We start from the raw sequence: 17,636 nt of genomic DNA, 5'->3' as shown, positions 1-17,636 counted from the left end.
CGACGGATTTTGAGAAAAAATCTGTCGCCTTTTTCATTGTGTGCGTCGCACAACGCATTTGACGCCCGCCGTTCGATCTCTATAGTCAGCCTTGCACGTTCTCAGGGCGGGGTGAAACTCCCCACCGGCGGTAACGGGACGCAAGTCCTGGAGCCCGCGAGCGCTTCATGCTTCCGCATGAAGGTCAGCAGATCCGGTTGAATTCCGGAGCCGACGGTTAAAGTCCGGATGAAAGAGAGCAAGCAGATCAGGAGATCCCTTGTCAAAAAAGGGGTCGCCGCGCCTGCGTGTTCGCCCAAGGGGATCATTGAAAAATGGCAACCTTGAAAGGCCAGACTGACATGACAATCGCTTCCCACCCCACCCAGAAGATCGCCATTATCCGCGCGCGCTGGCACGCTGATATCGTCGATCAATGCGTCAACTCCTTCGTCGCCCAATGGCAAAAGCTTGGCGGCAACGCATCCGATGTCGAGATCTTCGACGTTCCCGGTGCGCTTGAAATCCCGCTGCATGCCCAGACGCTGGCAAAAACCGGCCGCTTCTCGGCCATCATCGGCTCCGCCTTTGTTGTCGATGGCGGCATTTACCGCCACGATTTCGTGGCCGGCACCGTGCTCGACGGCATGATGCGCGTTCAGCTCGACACCGGCATCCCGGTTCTGTCGACCGTGCTGACGCCGCATAATTTCCAGGAATCGGAACAGCATATCCGCTTCTTCCGCGACCATTTCGTCGTCAAGGGCGTGGAGGCAGCCAACGCCTGCTCGCAGATTCTGGCAGCACGGGCGCAACTGGCGCTCGTCAACGCCTGATCCAATATGGCGCGGCGTCCGCAGGGCGGCCGCGCCATTCGTATTTGCGGGCATTAACTAAAACCGTGAAGCTTTCTCCGAAAGAACAGGAAAGCGGACCGATTTAAACCCGGCCTGAAAACAGAAAATAGGAACCGGCCGCAGGCAATCTGCACGCCGGTCAAGTCTTGATATATCCGATACCCTTCTTGCCAATCTCATCCAACGAATCCTCGTAACCCGCATCCGCATAGCGAATGACCCCGAGCGCCGTGTCGTTGGTCAGCGCGTGGCTCAGCCGCTCCGCGCCCGCCTCGGTTCCATCGGCAACAACGGTGACGCCACAGCTGGTCATATAGCCGGCATAACCGCCACCGCCCGAATGGACGACGACGAGATCGGCCATCGACGAGCAGAGCAGCATCGCATCGAGCAGCGGCCAGTCGGCGATGGCGTCGGAACCGTCTTTCATGCGTTCGGTCATGATATTGGGATGCGCCATCGCACCGGCATCGAGATGATCGCGGGAAAAGGCGATCGGTCCTTTGAGCTCACCGGAGGCGACCAGCGCATTGACGGCCACCGCCAGTTCCGTGCGTTCGCCATGACCAAGCCAGGCGATGCGGGCGGGAAGGCCTTCGAACGGCACATTCTCGCGCGCCAGCCGGATCCAGTTGGTGACGATCTTGTTGTCGGGGAACATTTCGAGCAGCAGGTCGTCGATGCGGGCGATATCGCTCTCCTCGCCCGAAAGTGCCATCCAGCGGAAGGGGCCGATGGCGCGGGCAAACAGCGGCCTGAGATAGGCTTCAGTGAAGATACGGATATCGAAGGCATTGGCGACACCGCCTTCCCGCGCCTGCGTGCGGATCAGGTTGCCGTTGTCGAAGACCTCGGAACCCTTGGCTTGGAATTCCAGCATCGCTTTGACATGATCGACGATCGAAGCACGGCTGGCGGCCATCAACTGGCCCTGACCATCGACGCGCAGGCGCTTGACCTCCTCAATGCTCATGCCCTTCGGTACATAACCGTAGACCAGATCATGCGCTGACGTCTGGTCGGTGACGATATCCGGCACGATGCCGCGCCGGGCGATCTCGGGATAGAGCGCCGCCGCGTTACCGACGAGGCCGATGGAGGTGGCGCGCTTTTCCTTGATAGCCTGATCGATCATCGCCAGCGCCGTGTCGAGGTCATCAGCCACATGTTCGAGATAGCCGATCGCCTTGCGTTTTTCGGCACGCACGGGGTCGATATCGATGCACAGGATCGCCGCACCCGCCATGCGGCCAGCCAGCGGCTGCGCGCCGCCCATGCCGCCGAGACCGGCCGTCAGAATGAAGCGCCCGGCCAGATCACCGCCAAAACGGTTTTCGGCAATGCGCATGAAGATTTCATAGGTGCCCTGAATGACGCCCTGACTACCGATATATTGCCAGGCGCCGGCCGTCAGACCACCCCAGCAGATCAGCCCCTGCTTTTCCAGCTCATAGAACACCTCGGCCTTTGCCCATTGGCCGACAATGTTGCAATTGGCCATGATCACCAACGGCGCCTTTGCATGGGTCTTGAGCAGCCCCACCGGCTTGCCCGATTGAATGATCAGCGTCTGGTCTTCGTCCATCTCCATGAGCGTCTTGACGATAGCCCTGTGGGACGCCCAGTTGCGTGCCGCCTTACCGAGAGCCGCGTAGACGATCAGGTTGTCCGGGTCCTCGCCAACAGCCAGCACATTCTCCATCAGCCGCAACAACGCCTCCTGCCGCCAGCCTTTTGCACGCAATTCCGGCCCGCCGGGGATAGGAAAGTTCGGGTGACGGGGATTGGCCTTCGGCATCTCGATCTTTCCTTTTCTTGTCTGCGATCACATCCCGCCCATGCCCTGCCTCTCAGGAGAGAGTTCGGGCAGACGGAAGCACGGCATCATTTGTCGTTCACTTCGGCGGCAGCGCAAGAACATAGGCGAGCGCCGCATCGAGCAGCCGCTTGCGCAACCTATCGTCACCAAAGGCAGCCGGACCAGCACGCACCCAGCCATTCATCCGGCGCTCCCCCATCACCATCAGCTCAATGCCATCAAGTGCGAGCGCCCAATCATCATTGCTCTTGCCAAGACGCACCAGCAGGCCATCGTTGCGTGCACCGCACAGCAGACGGCCGTCGAGCAGAAAGGCAAGGCCGCCGAACATCGGTTTTTCGGACATCCCGTCCCGCGCAGACAATTCCTGTCTGATCAGCTCCTCAAGACCGGCATCGCGCGCCATGGCACGTCTCCATCACTTGGCCAGCGCATACTTCGCCAGCTCAATCCCCATCGCCTTCTCCACCGAAGGATAGACGGTGGGATCGAGCACGCTGGAGGCCAGCGGGATCACTGTCTTCGGTACATGCAGCACGAAGATTTTCATGCCGACCTGCAGCTGCCCGACGCTTAACGGCTCCCCATCCGGCGACAGCGTAGTGATGACGTCGGGGAAGGTGGCGAGCCGCGAGCCACCGGCATCCTCGACAGCCATGTATTCGTTCATGACATGGAGTACCGTTGAGTCATCGCCCTTCCCGAGCGTCACCGTGCCGATATCGAAGGCTTCCTTGGTGTAGACGACCGATTTATCGGTGATGACGCCTTGCGCAAGGATCGTGCCGTTGGTGGTTTTGGCGATGGTATCGATGATGGCGCTGCCGCCCTTGCCTTCCGCGGCGATGATCGCCTCCCCCAGAGTCAGGGCCAGCGAAATACCGCCGAGCGCTGCGTTGTTGCGCACATAGGACGCCCGCAGCGGATTGCGGCACGAGGCGATGAAACCGCCGGACATGTCGGATGCGGTGCGCAGAATCGGCGAAACCTTGGCAGTCGCGCCGCGCACGACCAGCTCGATATAGCGGTTCTCGTCACGATTGCCGCCGACTGCCGTCTGGATCATCTGCTCGGGCGAACCGGCCATGCCGATCGATCCCATGTCGCCGGTCGGATGCGCCCGCATGTCGCCAACGGCATCGAGAACCTTGGTGCCGAGGATCGCCGATGGCAGCCAGCCGTTCAGTGTCGAGGACTTGCCGTTCTGCCCGACCATCAGCGCCGCGACCTTCTCGCCCAGCGCCTCCTGCAGCAGTTCGACCGCCTTGACGTAATCGACGCCCCGCATCTCCCAAGGGGTCGTCGAGGCTGGTGCGCCAATGGCGGCCGCCGTCGCAACCCAGTCATTGTCGGAAAGCTCGTCAATGGAGACCAATTCCGGCTTGCCGATCGACACTGCTGCGTACCCCAGCATGCGGCCATGATCAGCCCAGCCGCCGCCACCTGCTGCATAGACGGAGCCGCCCTTGACGGCCGCTTCGACATCCTTTTCGGTCAGTATCCGGCCCATCACTGCTCTCCCTGTAAATCGGTATCGAGTTTGCGGACCGCTTCGAACAGCACTGCCGTTCCAAGCGCCACGTCATCATTCTCGGCCCATTCGTCCGGTGTATGCGACCGCCCCTCGCGGCAGGCGATGAAGATCATCGCGGCCTTCGAGATGCGCGCCATCCACGCCGTATCATGCCCGGCACCGGAGGCCATGCGGCGGCGCCTTGCGCCGACACGATCCGCTGCCTGTTCGAGATTGGCCATCACCAGTGGATCGGCCGGCGTCGGAAAATTATCGGAAATCAGCTTTAGCGAGGCGATCGAGACCCCGGTTTCCCGCTGGATATCGACAGTGATCTGGTCGATCTCGGCAATGAACCGCTCCATGTCCGACCGCAATTCCGCACGGGCGTCGATCAGGATGCGGGCACGTGACGGAACGACATTGGCAGCATTCGGCTCGATCGAGAATTCACCGACCGTCGCCGTGAAATGCCCCTCGCCTTTTGCATAATCGAATGCCAGGCGTTCGACCTCCCCGACCATCCGCGCAGCCGCCACCAGCGCATCGCGCCTGTGGCCCATCGGCGTAGTGCCGGCGTGGTCTGCCTGACCGTCGAACAGGATTTCGATGCGGGTAATACCGGCGATTGCCGTGACGATCCCGATATCGCAGCGCTCGGTTTCCAGAACCGGTCCCTGCTCGATATGCAATTCCAGGAAGGCCTTGATATCCGATCGCTTCTGGCGTGCCAGCCGTGACGGGTCGCCACCGGCATCGATCATGCCTTGCCGTAGAGTCAGCTCCCCCTGCGTCCGGCTGAGCCAGCCATCCGGGATCAGTCCCGCAAGACCACGGCTGCCGATGCAGGAGACGCCAAAGATCGACACTTCCTCGGCGAGGAAATCGACAACCTCCAGATCGTGATCAAGCCTAATACCGGCATCGTTCAACGCCTGCGCCACTTCCAATGCCGCGGCGACGCCTGCGATACCGTCGAAGCGACCTCCTTCCGGAACCGTATCGGAATGCGAACCGAGCATGATCGTCCCAAGCGCGGACTTGCGCCCCTTGCGGCGGCCGATCAGGTTTCCGGAAGCATCGATCCGGGTTTCCAGTCCCGCCGCCTTGAAGCGTTGCTCAAGAAAGGCGCGCCCTTCGAGAAATAGTGGCGTGAAGGCGCGGCGCGTATAGGGCTTGTCCGGCTCGGTGATACGGGCAAGACCCTTGATGATATCGGCGATGCGCCCGGCATCGACGGGAAGATTGGTCTCGACAGTGGCCATCAAACCGCCTCGCGCAACGGGAGGCTTGTAAGCGGCCGGATGAACTGGCCGGCTCCGGGCGCTGCCAGAACCGTCTTGCCGTCGAAAACCTGTACGCCCCGATTATAGGTCGCAGCCACCCGCCAGGGCAGACGAAGACCGTTGTAGGGCGACCAGCCGACGACATTGTTGCCGCTTTCAGCTGCGTCATAGATGTAGGGTTCAGGCGTCAGAACGACGATATCGGCATCCTTGCCGACTTCAAGTGCGCCTTTCTGATGATCAAGCCGGAAATGGCGGGCAGGATTGAGCGACATCAGTTCGGCAGCCCGCGTCAGGGGAATACCGCGTTCCAGCAGGCCCTTGACGAACAGCGGGATCATCACCTCCAGCCCCGGCACGCCGGAAGCGTTGGCGAGCATGTCCGGATTGGTCTTGCGATTTTCCGACCAGCTGACGTGATCGGTCGAGACCATCGTCACTGTGCCATCAGCCACATGCCGCCAGAGCTTTTCCACCTCGGCGCGCGCCCGGATCGGCGGATTGATCTTCGCCTTGCCGCCCAGCCGCTTCACATCGTTCTCTTCGTCGAGAACGAGATAGTGGATGCAGCATTCGATCGTCGCGCGAAACCCCTGCGCCCGATACGCGGCGGCAATGTCGTAGCCACGCCCGACAGAGCAATGAACGACATGGGCCGGGCAACCGGTGGCGGCGCCCGTTTCATAGATCTGATTGGTAGCCAGCAGTTCCGTCAGCGGCGGCCGCGACAGGCCATGAGCACGATAATCGGTAATCCCCGACGCCTTAACCTTGTCAATCGCTGCCCGAACCGCTTCGTCGTCTTCATTGTGCACGCCCGCCGTCAAACCCGTCGGCGCGATGGCTGCAAAACAATCCTCTAGAAGCCCGGCCGGAATGCGCGGAAAGCGTTTTGGATCGGTGCCAAACGTCGAGAACTTGAAAGCAGAAACACCGGCCTCGACCATTTCACCGATCCGCGCCGGACCGTCCTCGGGATCGATCGTACCATAGAGCGCGAAATCGACACGCGCCTGTTTACCGGCATGACCGATCTTGCGTTGCACGGCCTCAGCCGAGCAGACGAGATCACCTTCGTCATAGGGCATGTCGACAATGGTGGTGACGCCACCTGCAGCAGCCGAACGTGTCGACCAGACGAAATCTTCCTGGTCTTTCTGGCTCAGAGAATGCACCTGCGCATCGATTGCACCTGGCAGGATCAGCGCGTTTCCGAGATCATTGCGTTCGCGGGCGGCAGGCATGGTGCCCTGTCCGACGAAAGCGACCTTGCCATCGCGCACGGCTACAAATCCACCTTCGATGAGGCGATCGGGCAGAACCACGGTGCCTTTCAGAACCAGATCGAAGTCAGACATCGGTGTCTCCCTTACTGTCCGAGCGCAAAGAAATCGTCGAATTCGGGCATCGGCGCCGCCGCCACGATCGCCCCAAGCAGACGTCCGCAGGCAAAATCATGGTGCAGAACCTCGATCTCCTTCGAGAGCGGCCGGTCCTTCAGATAAATCGGGCTGGCAGCGCGCACGCGGTCATAGGCAATCTGCGTCACCCCCTGCGGTGTATCGCCGAGAAGATCGACGGCCTGCGCCGACAGCATCGCCTCAATTGCCGCCATCTGTCTCAGATCGCGCACCTGCGTTTCCATCCGCTCGACGATCAGCGGCAGGAAGGTCGCCTCCTCCTCCAGTCCACCGGCAACGACGATCGACTGCGCCGACAGCGGAACAGCCAGCGACTGGACGCGCATATAGAGTTCCACAACCAGCTTCATCAGCGGCCCAAGACCGCTGGCGACCTCGCCCGGAGCGACCAGATTGACCGGCAGGTTGCGCCGTACACCGTTGGACAGAAGGACGCAGCGATTGAGCACGTTGCGGGCCACATGCGAAAAAGCGATCTGTGCCGTCTCGATATAAAGCGTCGTCGTCAAAGGCAGCGAGGCACCGGAGGCATGCACCTGCCCGCCCAGAACCACCGGATTATCGTCGGACAGATAGGTCGCATCGACTAGCCGCTCAGCGGCAACGAGAAGTGTATCGACAGCCGCGCCAAAAACCTGTGCGGTCATGCGCAGGCTCAACGGGTCATGGATTGCCGTCGGCAACGGCCAGTCAACACAATCGGATTGACCATAAAGCCAGGAGCCGACCAGCGCTTCGCCACGTGTCCCCAAGGTCGCTGCAACACGCCAGGGGTCGGCCGAAGCCCCAAGAGCCAGCGACGACATCAACCCGGTGGTCATCAGCACGCGCACGGCCGATGCAGCCTCGCGCAGCACGTCGGCAGCGGCGGCAAAAGCTGTGGCGTTGACGCTGAGGGCGGCCAGCGCATCGCGTGGCAGCATGACGAAAGGCTCCAGCCCGGCGCAGCGCAGGGCTTCACTCGCTTCGAGCAGTTCGCCCCCGAAAAAGGCCTGGCCGGTGCCGGTCAGCACCGAGGCGACCTGCCCCATCAGGCCGATATCGGCGCAACCGATCGAGCCGTGACGATGAACGGCCGGCACGACGCCACGCTCCAGCAGCGAGAGGAACGCCTTGACCAGAGCGACGCTGCAGCCGGTATGGCCGCCAAGCGCTGTGTTGATACGGATGGCGATCGCCTTGCGCACGACGGCTTGAGAAAACAGCGGGCCGGTTCCAAAATGGTGTGCTCTGACCAGGGCCGTGTTGAATTCAACGAGATCATCGACGGTCCAGAGGCGATCCTTCATCGACCCGACCCCTGTATTGGCGCCATAGACCGGAAGCCCCATGGCGATACGATCGGCGATGACTTTGTGTGCAGCCTCCACCCGTTCAAACGACTGCTCGGCGACAACAGGCACGTATAAACCGGAGCCGATTTTCTCCAGCGCCGCGAAATCGAGCGGATTACCGTTGAGGACGATGGTTTTCACCGATGCATGCATGCTTTGACTCACTTTTCTGGCAACATGCTATGCCCAATATCCCGGCTTGTGTTATATCCCAAAAACGGAACATAAGATGCCAACACCGGTACAGATGCACACTGTTCTGTAATTTCGCCTCAGAGGATCAAGACCGCCGATGGATATCGCGACGCTTTCCCTTGTCCACACGATCCTTGAAGAGCGCGGAATCCGCCGGGCGGCCAAGGCGAGCGGCAGGCCACCCGCAAGCGTCAGCGCGGCCCTGAAACGCTTCGAAGCAGCCATCGCCGTCCCACTTGTCCGGCGCGAGCGCAGCAATCTTGTGCCGACGCTGGAGGCACAGAGCCGGATGGCCGACCTTGCTGCCGCCAACGAGGCGATCAGGTTGCTTCTCTCCCACCCCACCGGCAACGGCCCGGACGTAACCCCATCGATCAGCCTGACCGCGCTTGAGCGATTCGTCACCGTCGCCCGCAGTGGCAGTATTCGTGGCGCGTCGAAAGTCTCGTCCACCGGCCAGCCGCAATTGACGCGGCAGATGAACGATCTGGAGCGTGATCTTGGCTACATACTGCTGATCCGGTCGCCATCCGGAATCACCTGCACAGCCGAAGGTCTGGCCGCCATTCCGATCATCGAAAACCTGGCTGAAATCTGGCGGCGGCTGTCGCGCGCCTCCGGTGACCGGTTCCGGCGGGCGGCGGCGACCTGGCGTTTCGGCTCGGTGATGCCGCTTGGCCCGGAAAGCGAGATCGCCCGCATGCTGGCAGCACTAACAGCCAAGTGGCATCACGCCCGGCCGCGCCAGCCGCTGTTCGTCTCCAGCACCACCGCCGACGAACTGATCGCCGGACTGAAGAACCGTCACTTCGATGTGGTGCTGCTCGACCTCGAAACCTTCCCCACCGAGTTCGAAGGCAGGCTGATCTCGCGCACACCGCTGGCGCTGGCGGGTCACCCGTCGCTGTTTGCACAACACGGCGGCGATATCGGCGCATTGCTGCAATCCAATCCCATCGCGGTGCCGAGCCTCAAGAGCGGGCTGCGCCAACAGGCAGCTCATTTCATCGAGGCGACGCTCACCGAACAGGAGCGTAGCCGGCTGACAATGACCGAGGTCGATTCGATCCCCGTCATCCTCAATCTGGTGATGGACCACGGTTATCTTTCGGTGCTTCCGGAAAGCTCCGCCGCCCGCGTTCGAAATCCGCCAGCGATGCGCCGGCTTGGTCCCGGCTATATGCAGAGCCTGTCGCTGGCATGGCAGAAAAACGCACTCTCGCGGCAGGTGGCGGAAGCCATGCTGGGCATGATGCAGACGGAGCAGATATCAGACAGCGCGCCTGCCCGAGGTTGAATCACTTCCTGCACGATCAGCGCCAACCGCCTGATTGGACTCGGAAATCCATCGCGCGTTGAATCAACGCATGAACAGAGTGAATCAGCTCTTGAGCTTGACGCGTCTGCGCGTCTCGCTTGGGCTTTCGCGGTAGTGGGCGCGATAACTGCGGGAAAAGGCCGAAGATGAATTGAAACCAGTGGCAGCGGCGATATCGGCGAAATCGGCGCGTGTCTCGATCACCTTGCGCCGCGCCGCGTTCAGCCGCAGCGCCAGATAATGGGCATGCGGCGCCACCCCCATAGTCTCTTGAAACAGGTCCTGCAGGTGGCGCGCGCTGACGCCTGCCCGGCGAGCGAGACGAGTGAGCGTCAAGGGCGCCTCCACCGTCTCCTCCATCAGCTTCACCGCCGCCCCCACCCGCGCATCGAGAATGCGCATATTGCCGATAACAGGAACCTGCAGCAGATCACCGCGCGTGCGCTCCTGCTCGTAGATGAACAGCCGGGACACCTCGAGTGCCAGCGAATAGCTGTGCTGACGGCGGATCAATTCCAGCATCAGGTCGAGCGTCGGCAGCGAACCGCCCGTCGTGATTCGCTTGCCGTCGATGACGAACCGTTCGCGCACCATGGTGATCTGCGGATAGGCGGCAGCGAAATCCTCGAAATCCTCCCAGTGATTGGTGGCCGAAAAATTGTCGAGCAGGCTGGTCTCGGCCAGAAACCAGGTACCGGCCTCGATCCCGGCCATAATCTCGCGATGCCGGGCGGTTCGCGACAGCTGCATCTTCAGTTGCGTCGTGGCATAGGCTCGCCAGTTATAGCTCGACAGAATAAACAGCGGTGCCGTCTCATTCTGCGGCCGGAAAGGCCCGGAAACTGGGATCGGGATGCCGCTCTTGGTTTCGATTGCCTGGCCGTCGGGGCTGAAAATCTCCCAGTCGTACAGCGCCTTTCCGGCAATCCGGTTTGCCGCGCGAAGCGGCTCGACCACCGAGGCGACGAGGATCAGATTGGTCTCCGGCAACACCAGCAGATCGATATGCTGGGTCCCATCCTTTGGAACGAGCATTCGTCCATCTCCGGCTTTTGGTTCCGAGAATGTATAACAAACATCCGGAAAAGGAAAGCAGAGCGGCCATTCTTGGCTCGTAATGGACGCCAAGAACAAGGGGAGGCCTTTTATGCCACTGAGCATGAACCGCGACGTTTTCATCACCTGTGCCGTCACCGGATCCGGCGATACCGCCGGCAAGTCACCGCACGTCCCGAGATCACCAAAGGACATTGCCGCTTCGGCCATCGATGCCGCCAAGGCCGGTGCTGCCATCGTCCATTGTCATGTGCGCGATCCGGAGACCGGCGCACCGAGCCGCCGCAACGACCTCTACAAGGAAGTCACCGACCTCATCCGTTCCGCCGATGTCGATGTGGTCGTCAACCTGACGGCCGGCATGGGCGGCGACATGATTTTCGGCAATGTCGAAAAGCCGCTGCCGCTCAACCCCAACGGCACGGACATGGCCGGCGCCACCGAGCGCGTGTCGCATGTCGCCGAATGCCTGCCGGAGATCTGCACGCTCGATTGCGGCACGATGAATTTTTCGCTCGGCGATTACGTCATGACCAATACGCCGTCGATGCTGCGTGCCATGGCCAAGATGATGACCGATCTTGGCGTACGTCCGGAAATCGAAGCCTTCGATACCGGCCACCTGTGGTTCGCCAAACAGCTGGTCGAGGAGGGCCTGATCGAGGATCCGGTCCTGATTCAGCTCTGCATGGGCATTCCGTGGGGCGCGCCGGATGACCTCAACACTTTCATGGCGATGGTCAACAACGTACCGAAGAGCTGGACGTTCTCGGCCTTCTCGATCGGCCGCAATGCACTCGCCTATCCGGCAGCGGCGGTTCTTGCCGGTGGCAATGTCCGCGTCGGTCTGGAAGACAATCTCTACATCGGCAAAGGCCAGCTCGCCACCAATGCGCAGCTCGTCGAAAAGGCAGTCGGCGTCATTGAAGGCATGGGCGCCAGGATCATCGGCCCGGCTGAAGTGCGCGAAAAGCTGAAGCTGACGAAACGGTAAACAACAAAAATCCCCTCCCCACCCTCCCCACAAGGGGGAGGCCTTAATTCGCTGAACCGTCCGCGCCAAAATCAGGCGCACTGCAAGCTGAAATGTCGATGCGAAGTGACATGGGGGCGGCACGTTAAACCCCTCCCCCTTGTGGGGAGGGGTTTGGGGCGGGGTCTTAAAACAAGGTGGAACAGCAATGACCAAAATCAACAAGGCAGCCTGCATCGGCGGCGGCGTTATCGGCGGGGCCTGGGCCGCGCGCTTCCTGCTCGCCGGTATCGACGTCAACATGTTCGATCCGCATCCGGAAGCTGAGCGCATCGTCGGCGAAGTCCTCGCCAATGCCGAGCGCGCCTATGCGATGCTGACCATGGCGCCGCTGCCTGCGAAGGGCAAACTCACCTTCGTCAAGAGCATTGAAGAGGCCGTGCAAGGCGCTGACTGGATTCAGGAAAGCGTGCCGGAACGCATCGACCTGAAACGCAACGTCATCACCCAGATCGATGCTGCTGCCGACCCGAAAGCCCTGATCGGCTCGTCTACCTCAGGCATCATGCCGACCGACCTGCAGCGCGACATGAAACATCCCGAGCGCATGTTCGTCGCCCATCCCTACAATCCGGTCTACCTGCTGCCGCTCGCAGAACTCGTCGGTGGCGAAAAGACCAGCAAAGCCACGTTGCAGGAGGCAAAGGCCAAGCTTGCGCCGATCGGCATGAAGGGCGTGATCATCAACAAGGAGATCGAGGCCTTCGTCGGCGACCGTCTTCTCGAAGCCGTCTGGCGCGAAGGCCTGTGGCTGATCAAGGACGATATCTGCGACACCGAAACACTCGACGACGTCATTCGCTATTCCTTCGGCATGCGCTGGGCGCAGATGGGCATGTTCGAGACCTACCGCATCGCCGGCGGTGAAGCCGGTATGCGCCACTTCCTCGCCCAGTTCGGCCCCTGCCTGTCCTGGCCCTGGACCAAGCTGATGGATGTCGTCGATCTCGACGACGAACTGGTCAACAAGATTGCCGGCCAGTCCGATGCGCAGTCCGGCGCCCGTGGCATTCGCGATCTGGAACGCATCCGCGACGAAAACCTCGTCGGTATCATGCATGCGCTGAAAAGCGGCGATGGCGGCAAGGGTTGGGGTGCCGGCAAACTGCTCGCCGATTTCGAGGATAGCCTCTGGGCCAACGCCGAAAAGCCGTCGACTGATCTGGGAGAGGCCCAGCCGATTCGCATCCTCGACACCAAGGTCAATGCGGCCTGGGTCGATTACAACGGCCACATGACCGAGCACCGCTACCTTCAGGTCTTCGGCGACACGTCGGACGGCATCCTGCGCCTGATCGGCGTCGATCTCGATTACGTCAAGAATGGCCACAGCTATTACACCGTCGAGACCCATATCCGCAACCTCGGCGAAGCCAAGCTCGGCGATGCGCTGTATTCGACCTGCCAGATCCTGTCCTACGACGAAAAACGCCTGCACATCTTCTCGACCATCTACAACGTGGCCACCAATGAAGCGGTGGCCACCGCCGAGCAGATGATGCTGCATGTCGCCTCTAAGGAGAGCAAGGCTGTGCCGGCACCGGCTTCGGTGCTCGACAAGGTCAAGGCGATCGCCGAAGCGCATGCCTCCTTGCCGAAGCCGGACGGTGTTGGTCGCGCTGTGGGGCAGAAGCGGTAGCGATTTTCCCTCCCCCTTGTGGGGAGGGTGGCCCATAGGGCCGGGAGGGGTTCTTTTTCAAAGGAAGGCCCCTCCCCAACCCTCCCCACAAGGGGGAGGGAGCGCATTGGAGCATGCCGCGCTCAAGGCACGTAAAAAAGGAGGGAATAGACCATGGATTTCGCACTGACCGAAGAACAGCAGATGATCGTCGACACCGTTCGCGGCTTCGTCGAGACCGAAATCTATCCGCATGAAAACGAGGTGGAGCGGACCGACATCGTGCCGAAGGAGCTCGGCCAGGAGATTGCGCAGAAGTGCAAGGATCTCGGTTTCTTTGCCTGCAACATGCCCGAGGAAGTCGGCGGCGCGGGACTTGATCATCAGACCTTTACGCTGGTCGAGCGCGAACTTGGCCGTGGCTCGATGGGCCTGACGGTGTTTTTCGGCCGGCCCTCCGGCATCCTGATGGCCTGCAACGAGGAACAGCGCGAAAAATACCTGATCCCCGCCGTCAAGGGCGAGAAATTCGACGCGCTGGCCATGACCGAGCCGGATGCCGGTTCCGACGTGCGCGGCATGAAGTGTTTCGCCAAGCCGGATGGTGACGACTGGATCGTCAACGGCACCAAGCATTTCATCAGCCATGCCAACATCGCTGATTTCGTCATCGTCTTCATCGCAACCGGCGAGGAAGAAACCCCGCGCGGCCCGAAGAAGAAGATTACCTGCTTCCTTGTCGATCGCGGCACACCGGGTTTCGAGATCCGCAACGGCTACGATTCGGTTTCCCATCGCGGCTACAAGAACTGCATCCTCTCGTTCGACGATTGCCGCCTGCCCTCGTCCGCCATCCTCGGCGAAGTGCACAAGGGTTTCGACATCGCCAATGACTGGCTTTACGCCACCCGCATCACCGTTGCCGCCACCTGCGTCGGCCGCGCCCGCCGGGTGTTCGACTATGCCCTGCCCTATGCCGCCGAGCGCAAGCAGTTCGGCAAACCGATCGGTGCCAACCAGGGTGTTTCGTTCAAGCTCGCCGACATGATCACCGAGATCGATGCCGCTGACTATCTAACCCTTGCGGCCGCCTGGCGGCTCGACCAGAAACTGCCCGCCAACCGCGAGATTGCGTCCGCCAAACTCTATGCCTCCGAAATGCTCTCCCGCGTCACCGACGAGGCGATCCAGATCTATGGCGGCATGGGCTTGATGGACGACTTGCCGCTTGCCCGTTTCTGGCGAGACGCGCGTGTCGAGCGCATCTGGGACGGCACGTCGGAAATCCAGCGGCATATCATCAGCCGCGACCTCCTGCGCCCACTCGGAGCATGAGCATGACGCGATCCCTCGACCGCCTGATCCGGCCCAAATCCATCGCCGTCTTCGGCGGCAAGGAAGCGCGCCGGGTCATCGAACAATGCGACAAGATGGGGTTCACCGGCGATATCTGGCCGGTTCACCCCAAACAGGACGAAATCCTCGGCCGCCGATGCTATCGCTCGGTGGCCGAGCTGCCAGCCGCACCCGACGCCTCCTTTGTCGGCGTCAACCGCCAGCTCACCATCGAGATCATCCGCGACCTTGCTGCCCGTGGTGCTGGCGGTGCCATCTGCTACGCTTCCGGTTTTCGCGAAGCTGTCAGCGAACTCGCCGATGGCAACGACCTGCAGGAGGCGCTGGTCGCTGCCGCCGGTGACATGCCGATCGTCGGCCCCAATTGCTACGGCTTCATCAACGCGCTCGATGGCGCCCTGCTCTGGCCAGACCAGCACGGCATGCAGCGCGTAGAACGCGGCGTCGCCGTTCTCACCCAGTCGTCGAACATCGCCTGCAACGTCTCCATGCAGATGCGCGGCCTTCCGCTCGCCTATATCATGACCGCCGGAAACCAGGCGCAGACCGGCCTTTCGGAACTCGCCATCGCCGCACTCGAAGATCCGCGCGTCACTGCCGTCGGCCTGCATATCGAGGGCTTCGACAGCATCGAAGCCCTGCAACGGCTGGCCACACGCGCCCGCGAACTGAAGAAGCCGGTCGTCACGCTGAAAGTCGGCAAATCGGAAGCAGCACAATTGGCGACAGTTTCGCATACCGCATCGCTTGCGGGCAACGACGCCGTTTCCGGCGCTGTGCTCAAACGGCTCGGTATTGGCCGTGTCGATACGCTGCCGGAGCTTCTGGAAACACTCAAGCTTCTCCACCTGCATCCACCGCTCAAGAGTTTCGACATTTCCTCGATGAGCTGCTCCGGCGGCGAGGCGTCGTTGATGGCCGACGCAGGTGTGAAACGGAAAACCGTGTTCCGGGCGCTGAAGGGCGAACAGCGCCAGCCCTTGCGCGAAAGCCTCGGCGAAATGGTCACCATCGCCAATCCGCTCGATTACCACACCTTCGTCTGGGGCAATCTCGAAAAGCAGACGACAGCCTTCACCGCGATGATGAAGGGGGACTATGCGCTCAATCTCATCGTGCTCGATTTTCCCCGTCAGGACCGCTGCGATGCCGCCGACTGGAACACAACGTGCGAAGCCGTGATTGCTTCCGCGAAGGCGACCGGTGCCGTTGCCGGCATCGTCGCCAGCCTCGGTGAAAACATGCCGGAAGACACGGCACTATCGCTGATGGCGTCCGGTGTCGTTGCCTTCTCCGGCATCGACGAAGCGCTGGCCGCAGCCGAGATTTCGGCTGGCATCGGCGCCATCTGGGCGAAACCGGCTCCGGCACCATTGTTGTCAGCATACGCACAAGACGGCGACATCATCACGATCAGCGAAAACGAGGCAAAGGCCGAACTGGCACAATTCGGTCTTGTCGTGCCGATGGGCAAAGCTGTAGCCACCGGAGATGAAGCCGCAGATGCCGCCGAAACGCTGGGCTTCCCGATCGTACTCAAGGGCCTCGGTGTCGCCCACAAAACGGAAGCAGGTGCCGTCAAGCTCAATCTCGCCGACCGTCAGTCGGTTCTCGACGCGGCCGACGCCATGAAAAGCGTCGCTACGGGCTATCTTGTTGAAAAAATGATTGCAAAACCCGTCGCTGAAATCATCGTCGGCGCGTTGCGTGATCCTGTCGCCGGTGTGGTTCTGACCATCGGCGCGGGCGGTATTCTGGTGGAATTGCTCGAAGATTCGGCAATTTTGACCCTTCCAACCACGCCGGAAGCCATTGGCGAGGCCATTTCCGGCCTGAAAATCAAAAAGCTGCTCGATGGCTATCGTGGTGGCCCAAGAGGCGACATTCCAGCGCTTATTACAGCTGTCGCTGCTGTAGCATCCTATGTCGCTGCAAACGCTTCAATACTCGAAGAACTCGATATCAATCCTATCATGGTGTTGCCGCAAGGGTCTGGAACCGTTGCAGCCGATGCCCTGATCCGTCGAAGGAAATGACGCCTATGACCGGACCCATCAGAACACGCCGCGAAGGCGGCATTCTCGAAGTCACCATCGATCGGCCGAAGGCCAACGCGATCGATCTGGTGACCAGCCGCATCATGGGCGAAATCTTTGCCAGTTTTCGCGACGACGAAACCTTGCGTGTGGCCATCATCACCGGTGCCGGTGAAAAATTCTTCTGTCCAGGATGGGATCTGAAGGCCGCAGCAAGCGGTGACGCCGTCGATGGCGACTATGGCATTGGCGGCTTCGGCGGCATGCAGGAACTGCGCGACCTCAACAAGCCGGTCATCGCTGCCATCAACGGCATCTGCTGCGGTGGTGGCCTCGAAATCGCGCTATCGACCGACATGATCCTGGCCGCCGAGCACGCGACCTTCGCACTACCGGAAATCCGCTCGGGAACCGTTGCTGACGCGGCCTCGATCAAGCTACCGAAACGCATCCCCTACCATATCGCCATGGACATGCTGTTCACGGGGCGCTGGCTGGATGTGACCGAGGCTCACCGCTGGGGCTTCGTCAACGAAATCCTGCCGGCAGACAAGCTGATGGAGCGCGCCTGGGAACTCGCCCGCCTGCTCGAAAGCGGCCCGCCGCTCGTCTATGCCGCGATCAAGGAAGTGGTTCGCGCTGCCGAAGGCGAAGACTTCCAGACGACGATGAACAAGATCACCAAGCGCCAGTTCAAGACGGTCGACATCCTCTATTCGAGCGAAGACCAGTTGGAAGGTGCACGGGCATTTTCGGAAAAACGCGATCCTGTATGGAAGGGAAAATAACGGCCGGGAAGCCTTTACCGACAGGGA

Annotated in this window: 14 protein-coding genes and 1 riboswitch; of the genes, 7 read left to right on the top strand and 7 right to left on the bottom strand. The window is 61.1% G+C overall.

The window, feature by feature from the left end:
- Window positions 1-93: 93 nt before the first annotated feature.
- Window positions 94-244: riboswitch (FMN riboswitch) on the top strand.
- 97 nt (window positions 245-341) lie between these two features.
- Entirely contained in the window at window positions 342-815 is a 474-nt protein-coding gene (locus R6X40_RS03045) for a 6,7-dimethyl-8-ribityllumazine synthase (RefSeq protein ID WP_318411301.1), read from the top strand.
- Between the two features lie 160 nt (window positions 816-975).
- Here R6X40_RS03045 and R6X40_RS03040 read toward each other — a convergent pair whose 3' ends face one another.
- From R6X40_RS03040 to R6X40_RS03015, 6 genes are all read right to left on the bottom strand, one after another.
- On the bottom strand, window positions 976-2,634 hold the full coding sequence (locus tag R6X40_RS03040; RefSeq protein ID WP_318410839.1) for a urocanate hydratase: 1,659 nt from the start codon (window positions 2,632-2,634) through the stop codon (window positions 976-978).
- A 97-nt stretch (window positions 2,635-2,731) separates the two neighbouring features.
- On the bottom strand, window positions 2,732-3,061 hold the full coding sequence (locus R6X40_RS03035) for a TfoX/Sxy family protein (protein ID WP_318410837.1): 330 nt from the start codon (window positions 3,059-3,061) through the stop codon (window positions 2,732-2,734).
- 12 nt (window positions 3,062-3,073) lie between these two features.
- Window positions 3,074-4,165 carry a DUF917 domain-containing protein gene (locus R6X40_RS03030; RefSeq protein WP_318410835.1) on the bottom strand — a complete coding sequence of 364 codons (1,092 nt, stop codon included), beginning with the start codon at window positions 4,163-4,165 and terminating at the stop codon, window positions 3,074-3,076.
- Entirely contained in the window at window positions 4,165-5,433 is a 1,269-nt protein-coding gene (locus R6X40_RS03025; protein ID WP_318410833.1) for a Zn-dependent hydrolase, read from the bottom strand. Before R6X40_RS03025 ends, R6X40_RS03030 begins: the two co-directional genes overlap by 1 nt.
- Window positions 5,433-6,812 (bottom strand): dihydroorotase, encoded by a 1,380-nt coding sequence (locus R6X40_RS03020; RefSeq protein WP_318410831.1) that lies wholly within the window; start codon window positions 6,810-6,812, stop codon window positions 5,433-5,435. Before R6X40_RS03020 ends, R6X40_RS03025 begins: the two co-directional genes overlap by 1 nt.
- Window positions 6,813-6,823: 11 nt before the next feature.
- Window positions 6,824-8,362 carry an aromatic amino acid lyase gene (locus R6X40_RS03015; protein ID WP_412178308.1) on the bottom strand — a complete coding sequence of 513 codons (1,539 nt, stop codon included), beginning with the start codon at window positions 8,360-8,362 and terminating at the stop codon, window positions 6,824-6,826.
- Between the two features lie 139 nt (window positions 8,363-8,501).
- Here R6X40_RS03015 and R6X40_RS03010 point away from each other — a divergent pair, with 139 nt between their 5' ends.
- Entirely contained in the window at window positions 8,502-9,701 is a 1,200-nt protein-coding gene (locus R6X40_RS03010; RefSeq protein ID WP_318410828.1) for a LysR family transcriptional regulator, read from the top strand.
- Between the two features lie 84 nt (window positions 9,702-9,785).
- Here the strand turns inward: R6X40_RS03010 and R6X40_RS03005 are convergent, their stop codons facing one another.
- Entirely contained in the window at window positions 9,786-10,757 is a 972-nt protein-coding gene (locus R6X40_RS03005) for a GlxA family transcriptional regulator (protein WP_318410826.1), read from the bottom strand.
- Between the two features lie 112 nt (window positions 10,758-10,869).
- Here R6X40_RS03005 and R6X40_RS03000 point away from each other — a divergent pair, with 112 nt between their 5' ends.
- The 5 genes from R6X40_RS03000 (at window position 10,870) to R6X40_RS02980 (ending at window position 17,609) form a co-directional block, all read left to right on the top strand.
- Entirely contained in the window at window positions 10,870-11,772 is a 903-nt protein-coding gene (locus R6X40_RS03000) for a 3-keto-5-aminohexanoate cleavage protein (RefSeq protein ID WP_318410824.1), read from the top strand.
- A 187-nt stretch (window positions 11,773-11,959) separates the two neighbouring features.
- Entirely contained in the window at window positions 11,960-13,450 is a 1,491-nt protein-coding gene (locus tag R6X40_RS02995; RefSeq protein ID WP_318410822.1) for a carnitine 3-dehydrogenase, read from the top strand.
- 153 nt (window positions 13,451-13,603) lie between these two features.
- A complete protein-coding gene (locus R6X40_RS02990; protein ID WP_318410820.1) occupies window positions 13,604-14,764 on the top strand; it encodes an acyl-CoA dehydrogenase family protein in 1,161 nt (386 codons plus the stop codon).
- A 2-nt stretch (window positions 14,765-14,766) separates the two neighbouring features.
- A complete protein-coding gene (locus tag R6X40_RS02985) occupies window positions 14,767-16,821 on the top strand; it encodes an acetate--CoA ligase family protein (protein WP_318410819.1) in 2,055 nt (684 codons plus the stop codon).
- 5 nt (window positions 16,822-16,826) lie between these two features.
- The gene (locus R6X40_RS02980; protein WP_318410818.1) at window positions 16,827-17,609 is read left to right on the top strand and encodes a carnitinyl-CoA dehydratase; all 783 of its coding nucleotides are present in this window, start codon (window positions 16,827-16,829) and stop codon (window positions 17,607-17,609) included.
- The last annotated feature ends 27 nt before the right edge of the window (window positions 17,610-17,636 follow it).

Source organism: Rhizobium sp. PL01, assembly GCF_033447125.1.
In the GTDB taxonomy this organism is placed as follows: Bacteria; Pseudomonadota; Alphaproteobacteria; order Rhizobiales; family Rhizobiaceae; genus Pararhizobium.
Note: the sequence above shows the minus strand (reverse complement) of the source record. Positions and strands in the feature narration are given on the sequence as shown.